This window comes from Actinoplanes sp. NPDC048988 (assembly GCF_043197815.1).
In the GTDB taxonomy this organism is placed as follows: Bacteria; Actinomycetota; Actinomycetes; order Mycobacteriales; family Micromonosporaceae; genus Actinoplanes.
In genome coordinates, this window is record NZ_JBICTW010000002.1 from 700,251 (window position 1) to 716,866 (window position 16,616).

The window sequence follows — 16,616 nt, forward strand, 5'->3', positions numbered from 1 at the left end:
CTGCCACTCGCCGCCGGTTTTGTCACGATTGGGGAGGAAAAGCATGAGGCGCAAGGTGTACGTCGAGGGATCGCGCCCCGACCTGAAGGTGCCGTTCTCGGAGGTCGTGCTGAGCGACGGGAACGACCCCGTACGGCTCTACGACACCTCCGGCCCGGGCAGCGATCCGGCGGTGGGCCTGCCCCCGTTGCGGAAACCGTGGGCCGGCGGCCGGACGCAGCTCGCCGCCGCCCGGGCCGGCGAGACGACGCCCGAGATGGAGTTCGTCGCCATCCGTGAGAACGTTCCGGTGGAACTGGTCCGCGACGAGATCGCGGCCGGCCGGGCCGTGCTGCCGGTGAACGTCAACCACCCCGAGTCGGAGCCGATGGTGATCGGCTCCCGCTTCCTGGTGAAGGTCAACGCCAACATCGGCACCTCCGCGGTGACCTCGTCGGTCGCCGAGGAGGTCGAGAAGATGACCTGGGCGACCCGCTGGGGCGCGGACACGGTGATGGACCTGTCGACCGGCCCGCGCATCCACGAGACCCGCGAGGCGATCATCCGGAACTCGCCGGTGCCGATCGGGACCGTGCCGATCTACCAGGCGCTCGAGAAGGTCAAGGGCGACCCGGTCAAGCTGACCTGGGACCTGTTCCGCGACACCATCATCGAGCAGGCCGAGCAGGGCGTCGACTACATGACGATCCACGCCGGCGTGCTCCTGCCGCACGTGCCGCTGGCCGCCGACCGGGTCACCGGCATCGTCTCCCGCGGCGGCTCCATCATGGCGGCCTGGTGTCTCGCCCACCATGAGGAGAACTTCCTCTACACCCACTACGACGAGCTGTGCGAGATCTTCGCCCGGTACGACATCACGTTCTCCCTGGGCGACGGCCTGCGCCCCGGTTCGATCGCCGACGCCAACGACGCGGCCCAGTTCGCCGAACTGCGCACCCTGGGCGAGCTGACCCACCGGGCCTGGGAGTACGACGTCCAGGTCATGGTCGAGGGTCCCGGCCACGTGCCCATGCACAAAATCAAGGAGAACGTCGACCTGCAGGTCGAGCTCTGCGGCGGCGCACCCTTCTACACGCTGGGCCCGCTCGCCACCGACATCGCCCCCGCCTACGACCACATCACCTCGGCCATCGGCGCCGCGATGATCGGCATGTACGGCACGGCGATGCTCTGCTACGTCACCCCCAAGGAGCACCTGGGCCTGCCCGACAAGGACGACGTGAAGGCCGGCATGATCGCCTACAAGATCGCCGCACACGCGGCCGACCTGGCCAAGGGCCACCCCGGCGCCCAGGCCTGGGACGACGCCCTGTCCAAGGCCCGCTTCGAGTTCCGCTGGGAGGACCAGTTCGAGCTGGCCCTGGACCCCGAGACGGCCCGCGCCTACCACGACGAGACCCTGCCCGCCCCCGCCGCCAAGACCGCCCACTTCTGCTCCATGTGCGGCCCCAAGTTCTGCTCCATGAAGATCAGCCACGAACTGAAGGCCAAGGGCATGCAGCAGAAGTCGGAGGAGTTCACCGCAAGCGGCGGAAAGGTCTACGTTCCGCTCACCACGCAGTCCTAGCGGACGTCCCAGACCGGCTCGGGGGTTTCGACGACCTCGCCGTCGCCCTGGAAGAGGATGAAGCGGTCGAAGGAGCGGGTGAACCAGCGGTCGTGGGTCACCGCGATCACCGTGCCCTCGAACTGGCGCAAGCCCTCCTCCAGGGCCTCGGCCGAGGCCAGGTCGAGGTTGTCGGTCGGCTCGTCGAGCAGCAGGACCGTGGCGCCGGAGAGTTCCAGCAGCAACACCAGGAAGCGGGCCTGCTGACCGCCGGACAGGGTGCCGAAGCGCTGATCGCCCTGTCCGGCCAGCTCGTAGCGGTTCAGGGCCTTCATCGCGCCGGCCCGGTCCATGCCGGAGCGGTGGTCGTCGCCCCGCCACAGGATCTCGACCAGGGTGCGTTCGAGCAGTTCGGGCCGGTCGTGGGTCTGTGAGAAGTGGCCGGGCCGCACCCGGGCGCCGAGCCGGGCCACGCCGTTGTGGGCCACGTGGGCCAGCGGCGCCCCGTCGACCGGCTTGTTCTCCGCTTCCGGGTCGCTGCCGCCGGCCGCCAGCAGGCGCAGGAAGTGGGACTTGCCGGTGCCGTTCGCGCCGAGCACGGCCACCCGGTCGCCGTACCAGATCTCCAGGTCGAACGGGAACGTCAGGTCCTCGAGTTCCAGCTGTTCGAGGATCACCGCTCTTTTCGCCGTACGGCCGCCGCGCAGGTTCATGCGCAGCGACTGGTCTTTCGGCGGCAGCGGCGGCGGGCCGATCTCCTCGAACTTGCGCAGCCGGGTCTGCGCCGACTGGTAGCGCGACGCCATGTCGGAGTTGTAGGCCGCCTTCTGCTTGTACATGAACATCAGTTCGCGCAGCTTCTGATGTTCCTCCTCCCAGCGGCGGCGGTTCTCCTCCAGCTTGGAGTGGCGATGCACGCGAGCCTCGTGCCAGGACGCGAAGCCGCCGGGGTGGGTCCACGCGCTGCCGCCCTCGACCGCCACCACGCGGTCGGCGGTCTGCGCCAGCAGTTCCCGGTCGTGCGAGACGTACAGGACCGATTTCGACGACTCGCGCAGCCGGGACTCGAGCCAGCGCTTGCCCGGCACGTCGAGGAAGTTGTCGGGCTCGTCGAGCAGCAGCACCTCGTCGTCGCCGCGTAGCAGCAGGTCGAGCGCGAACCTTTTCTGCTGCCCGCCGCTGAGGGTCCGGACCGGACGATGCCGCACGTCCTCCCACGGCTTGCCGAGGATCGCCACGGCCACGGTGTCGAACAGCACCTCGGCGTCGTATCCACCGACCTCGCCCCAATGGGCGAGGGCGTTGGCGTACGCCAGTTGGCTGCGCTCGGAGTCGTCGAGCGCCGCCGCGGCCCGTTCGAGCCGCTCCCCCGCCTGCGACAGCGCCGGTTTCACCAGCGACAGGGCCAGGTCGGCCAGCGTACGGTCGTCGCCGATCATGCCGATGAACTGGCGCATCACGCCGAGCCCGCCGGAGCGCGCGATGCTGCCCTCCGGGGTGGACAGATCGCCGGCGACCAGCCGCATCAGCGTGGTCTTGCCCGCGCCGTTCGGCCCGACCAGGGCAACCTTGGCCCCTTCGCCGACCCGGAACGACACATCGGCGAACAGCCGCCGCCCGTCGGGCAGCACGAATCCGGCGCCGGCGACATCCACGTACCCCATGGCCGACATCCTTCCTGGCGACTGGCCGGAAGTCAGGCGGTTTTCTCGGGCGCGGACGTCACACGCAGCACCCGGAAGCCCTTCTTGCTGGCCACCCGCGTCACCGCCCAGCCCTTCCCGACCAGCCAGGTGTGCAGCGAGTCACCGCCGAGGTTGCGGTTGATGACCAGCCAGGCCACGCCGCCGGGAGCGAGCCGGGGCAGCCAGCGCTCCATGATCGCGTGCAGTTCGGCCTTGCCGACGTGGGTGGGCGGGTTGCTCCAGATCTCGTCGAACGTGACGTCGGCCGGCACCTCGTCCGGCGCGGCGACGTGGATGGTCAGCCCGAGCGAGGCCGCGTTCTCCATCGTCAGCTGCCGGGCCCGCGCGTTGACGTCGACGGCGTGCACGACCGCGCCGGGCGCCGTCCGGGCCAGCACGCACGCGATCGGCCCATAGCCGCACCCGAGGTCGAGCAGCGTCCCGCCGGTCGGCAGGTCACCCTTTTCCAGCAGTACGGTCGTGCCGGGGTCGAGCCGTCCCGACGAGAACACGCCGGACGCGGTGGCGAGCTTGTAGTCCTGGCCCGAGACGCTGAACTGGATCTCACGGCGCTGCTCGGGCCCCGTCGGCTCGGCGCTGAAGTAATGGTCGGCGGTCACCCGTCAAGTCTGCCGGTTTTCAACGCGGCACCAACCTCCGGGGTGCCGCACAAACTGTGCGTTCATTGATCACCATGCGCTCCTAGCGTGGCCGCATGCGGTACGGCACCCCTTCCCGACCGGCCCACCGCGCGACCGCCGACGGCGGCCTGGTTCTGCTCGCCCGCGGCGTCGCCCCCGCCGGACAGCATCGTCCGGCCCCTTCCCCGCCCCGGGTTCGGCGCCGCGCCCGAGTGGAGCCGTTGCGCCCTTTCCAACTGCTCACCCGCGGCCTGGCCGCGCTGATCCTGGTGGCCCTGCTCGGCATGTTCGGTTTCCTGGTCTTCGCCGACCGGTTCCGCGACCGGGCACCGGCCACCACTCTGGCGCCGGCCGGCGTCTCCCAGCCGCGGACGCTCTCGCTCGGCGAGGTCTTCCCGGCCGACGACGGGATACGCCCGGCCGGGGCGGCCGGGCCGTACGCCGTCGATCTGCGGCACATGAGCGCCGACTGCGCCGAGGCGACGACGGGTGAGATCGGCGCCTTGCTCGAGCGTTACGGCTGTACCGAGGTGGTCCGGGCCGGCCTGATCGCGCCCTACCCGGGTTACCGGGTCACGGCCGGCGCCTTCAACCTGGCCGATCCGGCCGGCGCGGCCGAGGTCGAGGACCTGCTGCGCGGTCTGGTCGAGGGCGGTGACGGCGGTTTCGCGACGCTGCCCGCGTCCGAGGCCGGTACGACCCCGCCGCAGGTGGGCTGGCACGCCCGGGGTCACTATCTGCTCTACTGCGTGATCACCCGGGCCGACGGTTTGCCGGACGATGAGGTGGCGACCCGGATCACCGCCGAGATCATCGACACCCATCTGGCCGAGTCGCTGCTCAGGCCCGTAGCCGCCGGGTAGCTTCGGCCCGTACGGCGTATTCGGTCTCGGCCGGATAGCCCACCTCGACCAGGGTCAGCCCATGGGCGGGGGCCACCGTGACCTCGCTGGAGCGTTCCGTGCGGCTCAGCAGGGTGGCCGGCCAGCCCGGGTCGCGGCGGCCGTCACCGACCGCCAGCAGCGCGCCGACCAGGCTGCGGACCATCGACTGGCAGAACGCGTCGGCCTGCACGGTGGCCACGCAGACGCCGTCCGGGTCACGCCGCCAGTCGAGCCGGTTGATGGCCCGGATCGTGGTGGCGTGCTCCTTGCGTTTGCAGTACGCGGCGTAGTCGTGTTCGCCGGTGAGCCATTGCGAGGCCGCGTTCAGCCGGTCCAGGTCGAGCGGCCGCACCCAGTTGATGGTGTCGTGCCGGCGCAGCGGCTCCGGCCCCCAAACGGTGTCGGCGACCCGGTACTCGTACCGGCGGAAGGTGGCCGAGAAGCGCGCGTCGAAGGTCGGCGGCACCGGCCGCACCGCCCGGACCCGCGCGTCCGGCGGCATCAGTGCGGCCAGCCGCCGCAGCAGCGACGCCTCCAGCCGCTCCCACGCTTCGGCGGGCAGATCCACATGGCAGACCTGCCCACTCGCGTGCACGCCCGCATCGGTACGTCCCGCGACCGTCAGCCCCAGCGAAGAGGCGTCGACCAGCCGCCCGAGCGCTTCGACGAGCACCCCGGCGACCGTCCGCCGGCCGGGCTGCGCCGCCCACCCGGAGAAGTCGGCCCCGTCGTACGACACGTCCAGCCGCAGCCGGATCGATTCCATCTCTCCCCCACACAAAGAAAAGACCCGGTGCTCCCACAGATGGGAGCACCGGGTCTTTCGCGTTACGTCACGCCTTGGTGTCGTCGCCCTCGGCCTGGTCGCCCGGGCCCTCGGCGCCCTTGTCACCGGACGCGTTGACCGGAGCCTCGGCGTCCTGGTCACCGTCGGTGTCGGCCTTGGCGGCCGGCGCGGTGGCCGGAGCCTCGTCCTCGCGGGCCAGGGCCTCGACCTTGTCCTGCTGCGCGGTGGCCTTGCGGGCCGCCTTCTTGGCCGGCGCGGTGGTCGCCGCGACCTGGAGCTCCTCGACCAGCTCGATGACGGCCATGGGAGCGGCGTCACCCTTGCGCGGGCCGGTCTTGGTGATCCGGGTGTAGCCGCCGGGGCGGTTGCCGTAGCGCGGCGCGATCTGCTCGAACAGGGCGTACACGACGTCCTTGTCCTTCACCGTGGCCAGCACCCGGCGACGGTTGTGCAGGTCGCCGCGCTTGGCCTTGGTGATGAGCTGCTCAGCCAGGGGGCGCAGCCGGCGGGCCTTGGCCTCAGTGGTCTTGATCTTCCCGTGCCGGAAAAGCTCGGTGGCCAGGTTGGCCAGGATGAGCTTCTCGTGCGACGGGCTGCCGCCGAGGCGGGCTCCCTTGGTGGGCGTGGGCATTTCCAATGCTCCTTTAGATGGCCGAGCTTAAAAAACTCAGAGCTGCTCGGTCTCGCGGTAATCGTCGGTGTCGTAGTCCACGTCGCCGAACGAGTCCACGACGTGAGCGGGGTCGAAGGACGGCGCGCTGTCCTTGAGGCCCAGCCCCATTCCGGCGAGCTTCATCTTGACCTCGTCGATGCTCTTCTGACCGAAATTCCTTATATCCAGAAGGTCGGCCTCCGTCCGCCCGATGAGCTCACCGACGGAGTTGATGCCCTCGCGCTTGAGGCAGTTGTACGACCGGACGGTGAGGTCCAGCTCCTCGATCGGCAGGGCCAGGTCGGCAGCGAGCTGCGCGTCCTGCGGCGACGGACCGATGTCGATGCCCTCGGCGGTCTCGTCCAGCTCACGGCAGAGCCCGAACAGCTCGACCAGGGTCGAGCCGGCCGAGGCCAGCGCGGTGCGGGGCGAGATGGACGCCTTCGACTCGACGTCGATGATGAGGCGGTCGAAGTCGGTGCGCTGCTCGACACGGGTCGCCTCGACGCGGTAGGTCACCTTCATGACCGGCGAGTAGATCGAGTCGACCGGGATACGGCCGATCTCGGCGCCGGCGCTCTTGTTCTGCGCCGCCGTGACGTAGCCACGGCCCCGCTCGACGGTGAGCTCCATGTCGAGCCGGCCCTTGCTGTTGAGCGTGGCCAGCTTCAGGTCGGGGTTGTGCACGGACACGCCGGCCGGGGGCTGGATGTCACCGGCGGTGACGTCGCCCGGGCCCTGCTTGCGCAGGTACATGCTGACCGGCTCGTCGTGCTCGGAGCTGACGGTGAGCTCCTTGACGTTCATGACCAGCTCGACCACATCCTCCTTGACACCGGGGATGGTGGTGAACTCGTGCAGAACGCCGTCGATCTTGATGCTGGTGACAGCAGCACCGGGGATGGAGGACAGCAGAGTACGCCGCAGCGAGTTGCCGAGGGTGTACCCGAAACCGGGCTCCAGGGGCTCGATGGTGAACCGGGAGCGGGTCTCGCTGATCGACTCCTCGGAGAGGGTCGGCCGCTGGCTGATGAGCACGCTACTTCTTCTTTCTGTCGGGCCACCCACTATTTGATGGCCGTCGGTGATGCACCGGGGGCGCCGAGTGGCGCCCCCGGTAGAGCACTACTTGGAGTAGAGCTCGACGATCAGCTGCTCCTGGACCTGCGTGTCGATGACAGCGCGGGCCGGGAGCGAGTGCACGAGGACCTTCATCTCGCTCGGGATCGGCTCCAGCCACGCCGGAACCGGACGCGAACCGGCCTGAGCCTGGGCGACGACGAAAGGAGTCATCTCCTTCGACTTCTCCCGGGTCGTGATGATGTCCTTCTCCTTGACGCGGTACGACGGGATGTCGACCTTCACGCCGTTGACCAGGAAGTGGCCGTGCTTGACCAGCTGCCGGGCCATGTCGCGGGACTGGGCGAGGCCGGCCCGGTAGACGACGTTGTCGAGACGGGACTCGAGGATCTGCAGGAGGACCTCACCGGTCTTGCCCTGCTTGTTGACGGCTTCCTCGTAGTAACCGCGGAACTGCTTCTCGAGCACGCCGTAGACGCGGCGGGCCTTCTGCTTCTCGCGGTGCTGCAGCAGGTACTCGGTCTCCTTGGTCCGGCCACGGCCGTGCTGGCCGGGCGGGAAGGGACGCGACTCGAACGGGCACTTCGGCCCGTCGCACTTGCTGCCCTTGAGGAACAGCTTCATCTTCTCGCGGCGGCAGCGCTTGCAGTCCGCACCTGTGTAACGAGCCATTGCTTCTTGTCTCTCCCTTAGACCCGGCGGCGCTTCGGCGGACGGCAACCGTTGTGCGGCTGCGGCGTGACGTCGGAGATCTGCCCGACCTCGAGGCCGGCGGCCTGCAGCGAACGGATGGCGGTCTCACGGCCGGAGCCCGGACCCTTGACGAACACGTCCACCTTGCGCATGCCGTGCTCCATGGCACGGCGAGCGGCGGCCTCGGCGGCCAGCTGCGCGGCGAACGGGGTCGACTTGCGGGAGCCCTTGAAGCCCACCTGGCCGGACGAGGCCCAGGAGATGACAGCACCGGTCGGGTCGGTGATCGACACGATGGTGTTGTTGAAGGTGCTCTTGATGTGCGCCTGCCCGTGGGCGACGTTCTTGCGTTCCTTGCGCCGGACCTTCTTTACAGCGGCCCCAGCGCGTGCCTTCGGTGGCATAAGTCAGTGCGCTCCTATTACTTCCGACCGGGCTTCTTCTTACCGGCGACCGTGCGCTTCGGGCCCTTGCGGGTACGAGCGTTGGTCCGGGTCCGCTGACCGCGCACGGGCAGGCCCCGGCGGTGGCGGATGCCGGCGTAAGAGCCGATCTCGACCTTGCGGCGGATGTCCGCGGCGACCTCGCGGCGCAGGTCACCCTCAACCTTGAAATTGCCCTCGATGTAGTCGCGGAGCTGGACCAGCTCCTCGTCCGTGAGGTCCTTGGCGCGCTTGTTCAGGTCAATCGCGGTGGCGGTCAGTGCCTCGACGGCACGGGTGCGACCGATCCCGTAGATGTAGGTGAGCGCGATCTCCATCCGCTTCTCGCGGGGAAGATCGACGCCGACGAGTCGTGCCATAAGCGGGCGAACTCCTCAGAATCGTTCGGAGGTCTGGGCCTTCCCACCCCGTCTGCCCGGACGGGCCCCGGCCTCCGCGCCGGGGGTGTAGTCACCGAAGTGACTGGGAAAGGCTCTTGCATGTACCGGATCTGGCAGTACCGGGGCTCAGCCCTGGCGCTGCTTGTGGCGCGCGTCGGTCTTGCAGATGACCATGACGCGACCGTGCCGCCGGATGACCCGGCAGTTGTTGCAGATCCGCTTGACGCTCGGCTTGACCTTCACGGTTTGCCTTAACTCTCAGCGGGACGGGATACGAGGTCCCCGCGCCCAGTCACTTGTAGCGGTAGACGATTCGCCCACGGGTGAGGTCGTACGGCGACAGTTCGACGACGACTCGGTCCTCGGGAAGGATACGGATGTAGTGCTGCCGCATCTTGCCGGAGATGTGTGCAAGAACCTTGTGACCATTTGCGAGCTCAACGCGGAACATGGCGTTCGGCAGGGGCTCGATCACGCGGCCCTCGATCTCGATGGCTCCGTCTTTCTTGGGCATGTCCTCCGCTACCTGACACTGGGAATCGGGGCTAACGCGACCTGACGTCTCACACAGGTCACACAGTGACCTATGCCAGCCGCGGCTCCCGGCAGTCCTCGAAGCGCTGAGGACATGCGGGAGTGGACGCAGGCGCGCCAGCTAGCCAGTGTACGCCCGCTCAGCAGGGACACCAAACCGAGGTCGCCGCTACCCGTGGTCGGGTGTGTCGGCAACCTTGGAATCGGACATATTCCATTTTTCCCCTGCCGAGGGCGGCAATGCGGCCCGCATCGCCCGGCGCTCACGTTTGCGCTGCTTACGCTCGCGTTTGCGCTCCCGCTCCTCGACCATCTTGCGCGGGGCGCCGCCGCTCAGGCCGCCGATCGTCGCGAACAGCTGGAGGACGCCCCAGGGGCCGGCGACCCAGATCGGCCAGAAGTATTGCCACTCGTCACCGGCGAGGCTGGTGATGAACCAGATGGCGGTCGTGAGCAGCGTGACGAACAACCACGAGCCCCACACCTGGCCGATCCACTCGGCGGTCGCCCCGCGACCGGCCGCCTTCACCGGATTCGCCACCGGCGCCGGCTGGGCCGGCCGGCTGCCCGGAAGATCGGCGATCAGAAGATCCAATTCGGCGTACGTCTTCGCGGCGTACGCCTGCTGGAGGCGCTCGTCGTACTCGGAGAGGTCGAGCCGGCCCTCGTCCAGCGCGGTCTTGAGCGTGTCGGCGATCTGCCGTCGATCGTCGTCGGCGGCGCGCATCTGGTCACGGCTCATACCACCCAGAGTGCCAGTCCGGCACCAGAACCGGAAGGCCGGCCTCAGGGCTGTCGGGACGTCACCAGATCGCCGAGACGGGCCCGGCCACCGTCGGGCGCCGTGGTGACCCACACGCCGTCCTCCAGCAGCGCCATGGTGTGCTCCACGTGGGCGGCGTACGAGCCGTCCCGGGTCACCACGGTCCAGCCGTCGTCGAGTTCCGCCGTGCGCGGCGAGCCCATCGTGATCATCGGCTCGATGGCCAGGCACAGGCCGGGCACCAGCCGCGGGCCCTTGCCGGGCTTACCGTGGTTGAGCACGTGCGGGTCCTGGTGCATCTCGGTGCCGATGCCGTGACCGCCGTAGCCGTCCACGATCCCGTACCGCCCGCCCTTGCGCACGACTTTCTCCACGTTGAAGGAGATGTCGGTGAGCTTGCCCCGGCCGTTGGCCGCGCCGCGGGCGGCGGCCGCGATGCCGGCCCACATGGCGTCCTCGGCGACCTCGGCCATGCGCAGCAGCGCCGGGTCGGTCTCGCCGACCCCGACCGTGATGGCCGAGTCGCCGTGCCAGCCGTCGAGGATGGCCCCGCAGTCGAGCGAGATGAGGTCGCCCTCCTTGAGGATCTGCTCGTTGCTCGGGATGCCGTGGACGACCTGGTCGTTCACCGAGGCGCAGATCGAGGCCGGGAAGCCGTGGTAGCCCTTGAACGACGGGATCGCGCCCGAGTCGCGGATGACCTTTTCGGCGATGGCGTCGAGGTCGCCGGTGGAGACCCCGGGCGCCACGGCCTCACGCATGGCCTCGAGCGCGGCGAAGACGACGAGGCCGGCGCCGCGCATCTTCTCGATCTGCTCGGGCGTCTTCAGTTGGATGTCGAGTTGGGGGCGGCGCACGTCAGCCCCCGTAGGACCGCAGGGCGTCGATGGCGCGCACCGTGACGTCCTCGACCGGCCCGGTGGCGTCGATGCCCACCAGCTTGCCCTGAGCGCCGTAGAAGTCGACCAGAGGAGCGGTCTTCTCCGCGTACTCGACCAGGCGGTTGGCGATCGTCTCGGCCTTGTCGTCGTCCCGCTGGAACAGCTCCGACCCACAGCGGTCGCAGATGTTCTCCTTGGTGGTCGGGTCGAACTCGACGTGCCAGATCTTGCCGCAGCCGCGGCAGGTCCGGCGGCCGGAGAGCCGCCGGATGACCTCGTCGTCGTCGACCACGAGCTCCATCACGAGGTCGAGCGCGGTGCCCAGGTCTGCCAGGAGCTTGTCGAGCGCCGACGCCTGCGGAACCGTGCGCGGGAACCCGTCGAGCAGGAAGCCGTCGCCGGCGTCCGGCTCGGCCAGCCTGTCCCGGACCATGTTGATGGTCACCTCGTCCGGAACGAGCTGTCCCGCGTCCATGTACCGCTTCGCCTCGACACCGAGCGGCGTGCCCTGCGACACGTTCGCCCGGAAGATGTCGCCCGTAGAGATCTTCGGTACGGCGAGATGGGCGGCAATGAACTCAGCCTGGGTCCCCTTGCCGGCCCCCGGAGGGCCCACCAGCACCAGCCGCACCTACATCGCCTCGCTTAGGTGAGTCGTTGAGATCCTCGACGCCAGAGCCCCCCGGCTCCGCGCCGCCACTACCGGAGGAATCCTTCGTAGTTGCGCTGCATCAGCTGGCTCTCGATCTGCTTCACCGTCTCCAGACCCACACCCACCATGATCAGCACGGCCGTACCACCGAACGGGAAGTTCTGGTACTGCTGCTGGTCGAGCCAGATGAAGAAGAAGTTCGGCAGAACCGAGATCAGGCCCAGGTAGAGCGCGCCCGGCAGGGTGATCCGGCTGAGGATGAAGTCCAGGTAGTCGGCGGTCGGCTTCCCCGGGCGGATGCCCGGCACGAACCCACCGTACTTCTTCATGTTGTCAGCGACCTCGGTCGGGTTGAACGTGATCGAGACGTAGAAGTAGGTGAAGAAGATGATCAGCAGGAAGTAGACGCCGATGTAGAGCTCACTCGTCGGGTCGGCCAGCCACTTCTGGATCCAGATCTGGTAGCCCTTGAGGTTGTTCGGGTCGAAGAACTGCAGGTACAGCTGCGGCAGGTACAGCAGCGACGACGCGAAGATGACCGGGACGACACCGGCCTGGTTGACCTTGAGCGGGATGTAGGTCGACGTGCCGCCGTACATCCGGCGGCCGATCATGCGCTTGGCGTACTGCACCGGGATGCGGCGCTGGGCCTGCTCGATGAAGACGACCAGGGCGATGATGACCAGAACCAGCACGATCACCAGGAAGAACTTGGCGACACCGCTCGACTCCTTGATCGTCCAGCCCTCGCCGGGGAGGCGGGCGGCGATCGAGGTGAAGATCAGGACGGACATGCCGTTGCCGACGCCGCGGTCGGTGATGAGCTCGCCGAGCCACATGACCATGCCGGTGCCGGCGGTCATCGTCAGCACCAGGACCGAGAGCGTGAGCCACATCGGCAGGCCGGTGTTCTCCGGGATGATCTGCTGCGACGGGACACTCTGGTCACAGGCGTTACCGAACAGCTGGCCGGTCCGCGCCAGGGCGACGAAGGCCGAGGACTGCAGGACCGCGAGGCCGAGCGTCAGGTAACGGGTGTACTGCGTGATCTTCGCCTGGCCGGACTGGCCCTCCTTGCGAAGCTGCTCCAGGCGGGGAATCACCACGGTGAGCAGCTGCAGGATGATGGAGGCGGTGATGTAGGGCATGATGCCCAGCGCGAAGACCGACAACTGCAGTAGCGCGCCGCCGGAGAACAGGTTGAGCAGGTTCAGCACGCCGGACGTGCCGCTCTCCTGGCTCAGTTTGATGCAGGTCTGGATGTTGGTGTAGGACACACCAGGGCTGGGCAAGGTGGCACCCAACCGGTAGAGCGCGATGATAGCGACCGTGAAGAGCAACTTTTTGCGCAGATCAGGCGTCCGGAACGCACTGGTGAAGGCGGACAACAACTGATCCTCCTGCGTAGGTTGCCATGTGATGGAAGCGTGTTGCGCTCCCGCAAGTCGGGCATCACCCATCAAGCAGCCCAGATAGGCCGCCAGCGGAGGACTGTATCAGCACCCGCGCAGAAACCACCACTGAGCCCGGCACCCCGTTGTCGCACCAGGGCCCCAGAACGACTTGTCGGTTGCATCGTACCCGCTGATCGGCGGGTCACCGGTACACCGCCACGGCGCAGTCCGCGCCGAGGGCTGCCGGAATTAGCACGTACCTCGTCACGACGCGACCCCGCGATTCACGAACCCGCCGAAAGCAGACGACTTCCCGGCTTTTTCGGGCCCCGGGCGGCGCCGGGTGACCTCGGCCAACCGCCGGCGCACACGCTCCCACGTGCCAACTTCACAAAATATCGGCGTTGACCGATGTCACAACCCGTGCTCGGATGTTCACCGGCCTGCCGCGCAGGCCACGACAACCACACGGGAGGAACCCATGAAGCGCAGAACCGCAGCCGCCTTGGCCGCTCTCGGCATGACGATCACCGGAGTGGCCTTCGCACCGTCGCCCGCCTCCGCCGCCGAGTCGGACGTCTCGATCCAGGCGTGCACCCTGTCGGTGGGCGCGCCGACCAAGAGCGGCTCGACCATCACCGGAACCGGCTCCCGGACCTCCGGCTGCGGCACCGGAAAGACCCGCATCGGCATCCAGCGGTCCCGCTGGTACGGCTGGGAGTACATGGCGACCAAGGAGATCACCGGCTCCGGCTCGGTGAGCTACAACTGCGCCGGCACGGGCACGCACGACTTCCGCACCATCCAGGAAGGCCGGAACGTCGGCGGTAGCCCGCTCGTGGTCACCTCCGGCAGCCGCACCTTCAGCTGTTAGAAGCGGACCCGCGGAAAGCAGAAAGCCGTGCTCTCGAGTCCGAGAGCACGGCTTTCCCCAGTACTGACTACAGCTCGGTGGTGGAACCACCGGCGGCCGCGATCTTCTCCTTGGCCGACTCGCTGAACGCGTGGGCCGAGATGGTCAGCGAGACGCCGTCCAGCTCGCCCGAGCCCAGCACCTTGACCAGCTGGCCCTTGCGGACCGCGCCGGCCTGAACCAGCTCGTCCGGTCCGATCTCGCCGCCGTTCGGGAACAGCGCGGCCAGACGGTCCAGGTTCACGACCTGGAAGACGACCTTGTTCTTGTTCTTGAAGCCCTTCAGCTTCGGCAGCCGCATGTGGATGGGCATCTGCCCACCCTCGAAGCGGGCCGGAACCTGGTAGCGGGCCTTGGTGCCCTTGGTACCGCGACCGGCGGTCTTACCCTTGGAGCCCTCACCACGACCCACGCGGGTCTTCGGGGTCTTGGCTCCGGGCGCCGGGCGGAGGTGGTGGACCTTGATCGCCATTACTCGACCTCCTCAACAGTGACGAGGTGGTTCACGGCGAAGATCATGCCCCGAATCTCGGGACGGTCCTCCTTGACCACCACATCGTTGATCCGCTTCAGGCCGAGCGAACGCAGCGAGTCCCGCTGGTTCTGCTTGCGCCCGATCTCGGACCGGATCTGGGTGACCTTCAAACGAGCCATCAGTGCACCGCCGCTTCCGCACGCGCCGCCAGCATGGCCGCCGGCGCCACGTCCTCGACCGGAAGGCCACGACGGCTCGCGACCTGCTCCGGCGACTCGAGGCCCTTCAGAGCGGCCACCGTCGCGTGCACGATGTTGATCGGGTTCGACGAGCCGAGGCTCTTCGAGAGCACGTCGTGGATGCCCGCGCACTCGAGCACGGCACGCACCGGGCCACCGGCGATGACACCGGTACCGGCGGAGGCCGGCTTGAGGAGCACGACACCCGCGGCGGCTTCACCGGTGATCGGGTGCGGGATCGTGGCGCCGATCCGCGGAACCTTGAAGAAGTGCTTCTTGGCCTCCTCGACACCCTTGGCGATGGCCGCGGGCACCTCCTTGGCCTTTCCGTAGCCGATGCCGACGGTGCCGTCGCCGTCGCCCACGATCACCAGAGCGGTGAAGCTGAAGCGACGACCGCCCTTGACGACCTTGGCGACACGGTTGATGGCGACGACCCGCTCGAGATGCGGGGTCTTGTCGACGGGCGCGTTGCCGCGGCCGCCCTCGCGGCGGTTGTCCCGGCGGTTGCCACCCTCGGTGTTACCGCCGGACCCGCCGCCTCGGCGCTGCTGACCAGGCATTGGTCAATTCCTCCTAGAACTCGAGTCCGGCTTCGCGAGCGGCATCGGCCAGCGAGGCGATCCGCCCCGCGTACTTGTTGCCACCGCGGTCGAAGACGACCTTGGACACGCCCGCGGCCTTGGCCCGCTCGGCGAGGAGAGCGCCGACCTTGCCGGCCTTCGCGCTCTTGTCACCCTCGCCACCCCGCAGGGAGGTGTCGAGCGTGGAGGCCGAGGCCAGGGTGTGGCCCTTGAGGTCGTCGATGATCTGCGCGGTGATGTGCCGCGCGGAACGGGTGACGACCAGGCGGGGACGCTCGGCGGTGCCGAAGACGTTCCGGCGGACTCGGAAGTGGCGACGCGCCTTCCCGACAGCCCGCTTGGCGGACACACCCGCGCCGTTGCGACGCTTGAGAAGCGTGGCGGTCACTTCTTACCTGCCTTTCCAGCCTTGCGGCGGATGACCTCGCCCTGGTACTTGACGCCCTTGCCCTTGTAGGGCTCCGGCGGGCGGATCTTCCGAATGTTGGCGGCAACCTCGCCGACCAGCTGCTTGTCGATGCCCGAGACCGTGAACTGGGTCGGCTTCTCGACCGAGAAGCTGATGCCCGCCGGCGGCACGACGTTCACCGGGTGCGAGAAGCCCAGGGCGAACTCGAGGTCCTTGCCCTTGGCCGTGACCCGGTAACCGGTGCCGTTGATCTCGAGCGTCTTCTTGTAGCCCTCGGTGACGCCGACGATCATGTTGGCGACCAGGGTACGCGACAGGCCGTGGAGCTCCTTGGCCTTGCGCTCGTCGTTGGGGCGGTTGACGTGCAGCTCAGCGCCGTCCTTCTCGACCGTGATCGGTTCCGAGACGGTGTGCGACAGCTCGCCCTTGGGGCCCTTGACCTTGACGGTCTGGCCCGTGATGGTGACGTCGACGCCGGCCGGGACCGGGATCGACTTACGTCCGATTCGCGACATGGTTTCTCAGTCTCCAGTTACCAGACGAAGGCGAGGACTTCCCCGCCAACGCTCCGCTTGCGGGCCTGCCGGTCGGTCAGCAGCCCCTGGGACGTCGAAATGATCGCGACGCCCAGGCCGCCGAGCACGCGAGGGAGCTCGTCGGACTTGGCGTACACCCGGAGGCCGGGCTTGGAAACGCGCTTGATGCCGGCGAGGCTGCGCTCGCGGTTCTGGCCGTACTTGAGCTCAACGACCAGACGCCGTCCGACAGCGCCTTCCTCGGGCTCCTCGGCCGACCAGGAGGCGATGTAACCCTCGCTCTTGAGGACCTCGGCGATGTTCGCCTTGATCTTCGAGAAGGGCATGGTCACCTTGTCGTGGTACGCCTGGTTGGCGTTGCGCAGACGCGTCAGCATGTCTGCGATCGGGTCCGTCATCGTCATGGGTGTTCGTCAACCTTTCTCGCCGGGGTTCCCGCGGACGG

Annotated in this window: 23 protein-coding genes; 3 read left to right on the top strand and 20 right to left on the bottom strand. The window is 68.3% G+C overall.

Features of this window, described 5'->3' with window-relative positions; translation table 11 throughout:
• Positions 1 to 43: 43 nt before the first annotated feature.
• Positions 44 to 1,567: a phosphomethylpyrimidine synthase ThiC gene (thiC, locus tag ACGFJ7_RS10325; RefSeq protein ID WP_360245515.1), complete on the top strand. Its 1,524-nt coding sequence runs from the start codon at positions 44 to 46 to the stop codon at positions 1,565 to 1,567.
• Here thiC and ACGFJ7_RS10330 read toward each other — a convergent pair.
• On the bottom strand, positions 1,564 to 3,219 hold the full coding sequence (locus ACGFJ7_RS10330; RefSeq protein WP_392641916.1) for an ABC-F family ATP-binding cassette domain-containing protein: 1,656 nt from the start codon (positions 3,217 to 3,219) through the stop codon (positions 1,564 to 1,566). The genes thiC and ACGFJ7_RS10330 overlap by 4 nt on opposite strands.
• Before the next feature lie 23 nt (positions 3,220 to 3,242).
• A complete protein-coding gene (locus tag ACGFJ7_RS10335) occupies positions 3,243 to 3,851 on the bottom strand; it encodes a class I SAM-dependent methyltransferase (protein ID WP_392641918.1) in 609 nt (202 codons plus the stop codon).
• Positions 3,852 to 3,946: 95 nt separating this feature from the next.
• Here ACGFJ7_RS10335 and ACGFJ7_RS10340 point away from each other — a divergent pair, with 95 nt between their 5' ends.
• Positions 3,947 to 4,735 (top strand): hypothetical protein, encoded by a 789-nt coding sequence (locus ACGFJ7_RS10340; protein WP_392641920.1) that lies wholly within the window; start codon positions 3,947 to 3,949, stop codon positions 4,733 to 4,735.
• Here ACGFJ7_RS10340 and truA read toward each other — a convergent pair.
• From truA to secY, 12 genes are all read right to left on the bottom strand, one after another.
• Positions 4,713 to 5,522, bottom strand: a complete 810-nt coding sequence (gene truA, locus ACGFJ7_RS10345; protein WP_360245527.1) for a tRNA pseudouridine(38-40) synthase TruA — start codon at positions 5,520 to 5,522, stop codon at positions 4,713 to 4,715. The genes ACGFJ7_RS10340 and truA overlap by 23 nt on opposite strands.
• Positions 5,523 to 5,589: 67 nt before the next feature.
• A complete protein-coding gene (rplQ, locus tag ACGFJ7_RS10350) occupies positions 5,590 to 6,174 on the bottom strand; it encodes a 50S ribosomal protein L17 (RefSeq protein WP_360245530.1) in 585 nt (194 codons plus the stop codon).
• 36 nt (positions 6,175 to 6,210) lie between these two features.
• Positions 6,211 to 7,233: a DNA-directed RNA polymerase subunit alpha gene (locus tag ACGFJ7_RS10355; protein ID WP_097322755.1), complete on the bottom strand. Its 1,023-nt coding sequence runs from the start codon at positions 7,231 to 7,233 to the stop codon at positions 6,211 to 6,213.
• Positions 7,234 to 7,320: 87 nt separating this feature from the next.
• Positions 7,321 to 7,947, bottom strand: coding sequence for a 30S ribosomal protein S4 (gene rpsD, locus ACGFJ7_RS10360; RefSeq protein ID WP_097322756.1), 627 nt, complete (start codon positions 7,945 to 7,947; stop codon positions 7,321 to 7,323).
• A 17-nt stretch (positions 7,948 to 7,964) separates the two neighbouring features.
• Complete coding sequence (gene rpsK, locus ACGFJ7_RS10365; protein ID WP_014440747.1) at positions 7,965 to 8,372, bottom strand: 30S ribosomal protein S11; 408 nt, start codon at positions 8,370 to 8,372, stop codon at positions 7,965 to 7,967.
• A 17-nt stretch (positions 8,373 to 8,389) separates the two neighbouring features.
• A complete protein-coding gene (gene rpsM, locus ACGFJ7_RS10370) occupies positions 8,390 to 8,770 on the bottom strand; it encodes a 30S ribosomal protein S13 (protein WP_097322757.1) in 381 nt (126 codons plus the stop codon).
• Positions 8,771 to 8,917: 147 nt separating this feature from the next.
• Entirely contained in the window at positions 8,918 to 9,034 is a 117-nt protein-coding gene (rpmJ, locus tag ACGFJ7_RS10375) for a 50S ribosomal protein L36 (RefSeq protein ID WP_015619018.1), read from the bottom strand.
• A gap of 49 nt (positions 9,035 to 9,083) precedes the next feature.
• Positions 9,084 to 9,305, bottom strand: coding sequence for a translation initiation factor IF-1 (infA, locus tag ACGFJ7_RS10380; RefSeq protein WP_007073013.1), 222 nt, complete (start codon positions 9,303 to 9,305; stop codon positions 9,084 to 9,086).
• A gap of 189 nt (positions 9,306 to 9,494) precedes the next feature.
• Positions 9,495 to 10,052 (bottom strand): DUF1707 domain-containing protein, encoded by a 558-nt coding sequence (locus ACGFJ7_RS10385; protein ID WP_392641996.1) that lies wholly within the window; start codon positions 10,050 to 10,052, stop codon positions 9,495 to 9,497.
• 59 nt (positions 10,053 to 10,111) lie between these two features.
• Positions 10,112 to 10,945, bottom strand: coding sequence for a type I methionyl aminopeptidase (map, locus tag ACGFJ7_RS10390; RefSeq protein WP_360245539.1), 834 nt, complete (start codon positions 10,943 to 10,945; stop codon positions 10,112 to 10,114).
• 1 nt (position 10,946) lies between these two features.
• Positions 10,947 to 11,600, bottom strand: a complete 654-nt coding sequence (locus ACGFJ7_RS10395; protein WP_360245542.1) for an adenylate kinase — start codon at positions 11,598 to 11,600, stop codon at positions 10,947 to 10,949.
• A gap of 68 nt (positions 11,601 to 11,668) precedes the next feature.
• Positions 11,669 to 13,012: a preprotein translocase subunit SecY gene (gene secY / locus ACGFJ7_RS10400; RefSeq protein WP_360245545.1), complete on the bottom strand. Its 1,344-nt coding sequence runs from the start codon at positions 13,010 to 13,012 to the stop codon at positions 11,669 to 11,671.
• Positions 13,013 to 13,496: 484 nt separating this feature from the next.
• Here secY and ACGFJ7_RS10405 point away from each other — a divergent pair, with 484 nt between their 5' ends.
• Positions 13,497 to 13,889 (top strand): hypothetical protein, encoded by a 393-nt coding sequence (locus tag ACGFJ7_RS10405; protein WP_360245548.1) that lies wholly within the window; start codon positions 13,497 to 13,499, stop codon positions 13,887 to 13,889.
• A gap of 67 nt (positions 13,890 to 13,956) precedes the next feature.
• On the opposite strand, the gene rplO is transcribed toward ACGFJ7_RS10405, so the two are convergent.
• From rplO to rpsH, 6 genes are read right to left on the bottom strand one after another with little or no spacing between them, the layout of a single operon-like run.
• On the bottom strand, positions 13,957 to 14,400 hold the full coding sequence (rplO, locus tag ACGFJ7_RS10410) for a 50S ribosomal protein L15 (protein ID WP_360245551.1): 444 nt from the start codon (positions 14,398 to 14,400) through the stop codon (positions 13,957 to 13,959).
• Positions 14,400 to 14,582: a 50S ribosomal protein L30 gene (gene rpmD, locus ACGFJ7_RS10415; RefSeq protein WP_014687772.1), complete on the bottom strand. Its 183-nt coding sequence runs from the start codon at positions 14,580 to 14,582 to the stop codon at positions 14,400 to 14,402. The genes rplO and rpmD overlap by 1 nt, the downstream gene beginning before the upstream one ends.
• Entirely contained in the window at positions 14,582 to 15,205 is a 624-nt protein-coding gene (gene rpsE, locus ACGFJ7_RS10420) for a 30S ribosomal protein S5 (RefSeq protein ID WP_360245554.1), read from the bottom strand. Before rpsE ends, rpmD begins: the two co-directional genes overlap by 1 nt.
• A gap of 13 nt (positions 15,206 to 15,218) precedes the next feature.
• Positions 15,219 to 15,614: a 50S ribosomal protein L18 gene (rplR, locus tag ACGFJ7_RS10425; RefSeq protein WP_360245557.1), complete on the bottom strand. Its 396-nt coding sequence runs from the start codon at positions 15,612 to 15,614 to the stop codon at positions 15,219 to 15,221.
• Positions 15,611 to 16,150, bottom strand: coding sequence for a 50S ribosomal protein L6 (gene rplF / locus ACGFJ7_RS10430; protein ID WP_360245560.1), 540 nt, complete (start codon positions 16,148 to 16,150; stop codon positions 15,611 to 15,613). The genes rplR and rplF overlap by 4 nt, the downstream gene beginning before the upstream one ends.
• A gap of 17 nt (positions 16,151 to 16,167) precedes the next feature.
• Positions 16,168 to 16,575, bottom strand: a complete 408-nt coding sequence (gene rpsH / locus ACGFJ7_RS10435; RefSeq protein ID WP_360245564.1) for a 30S ribosomal protein S8 — start codon at positions 16,573 to 16,575, stop codon at positions 16,168 to 16,170.
• Positions 16,576 to 16,616 lie beyond the last annotated feature (41 nt).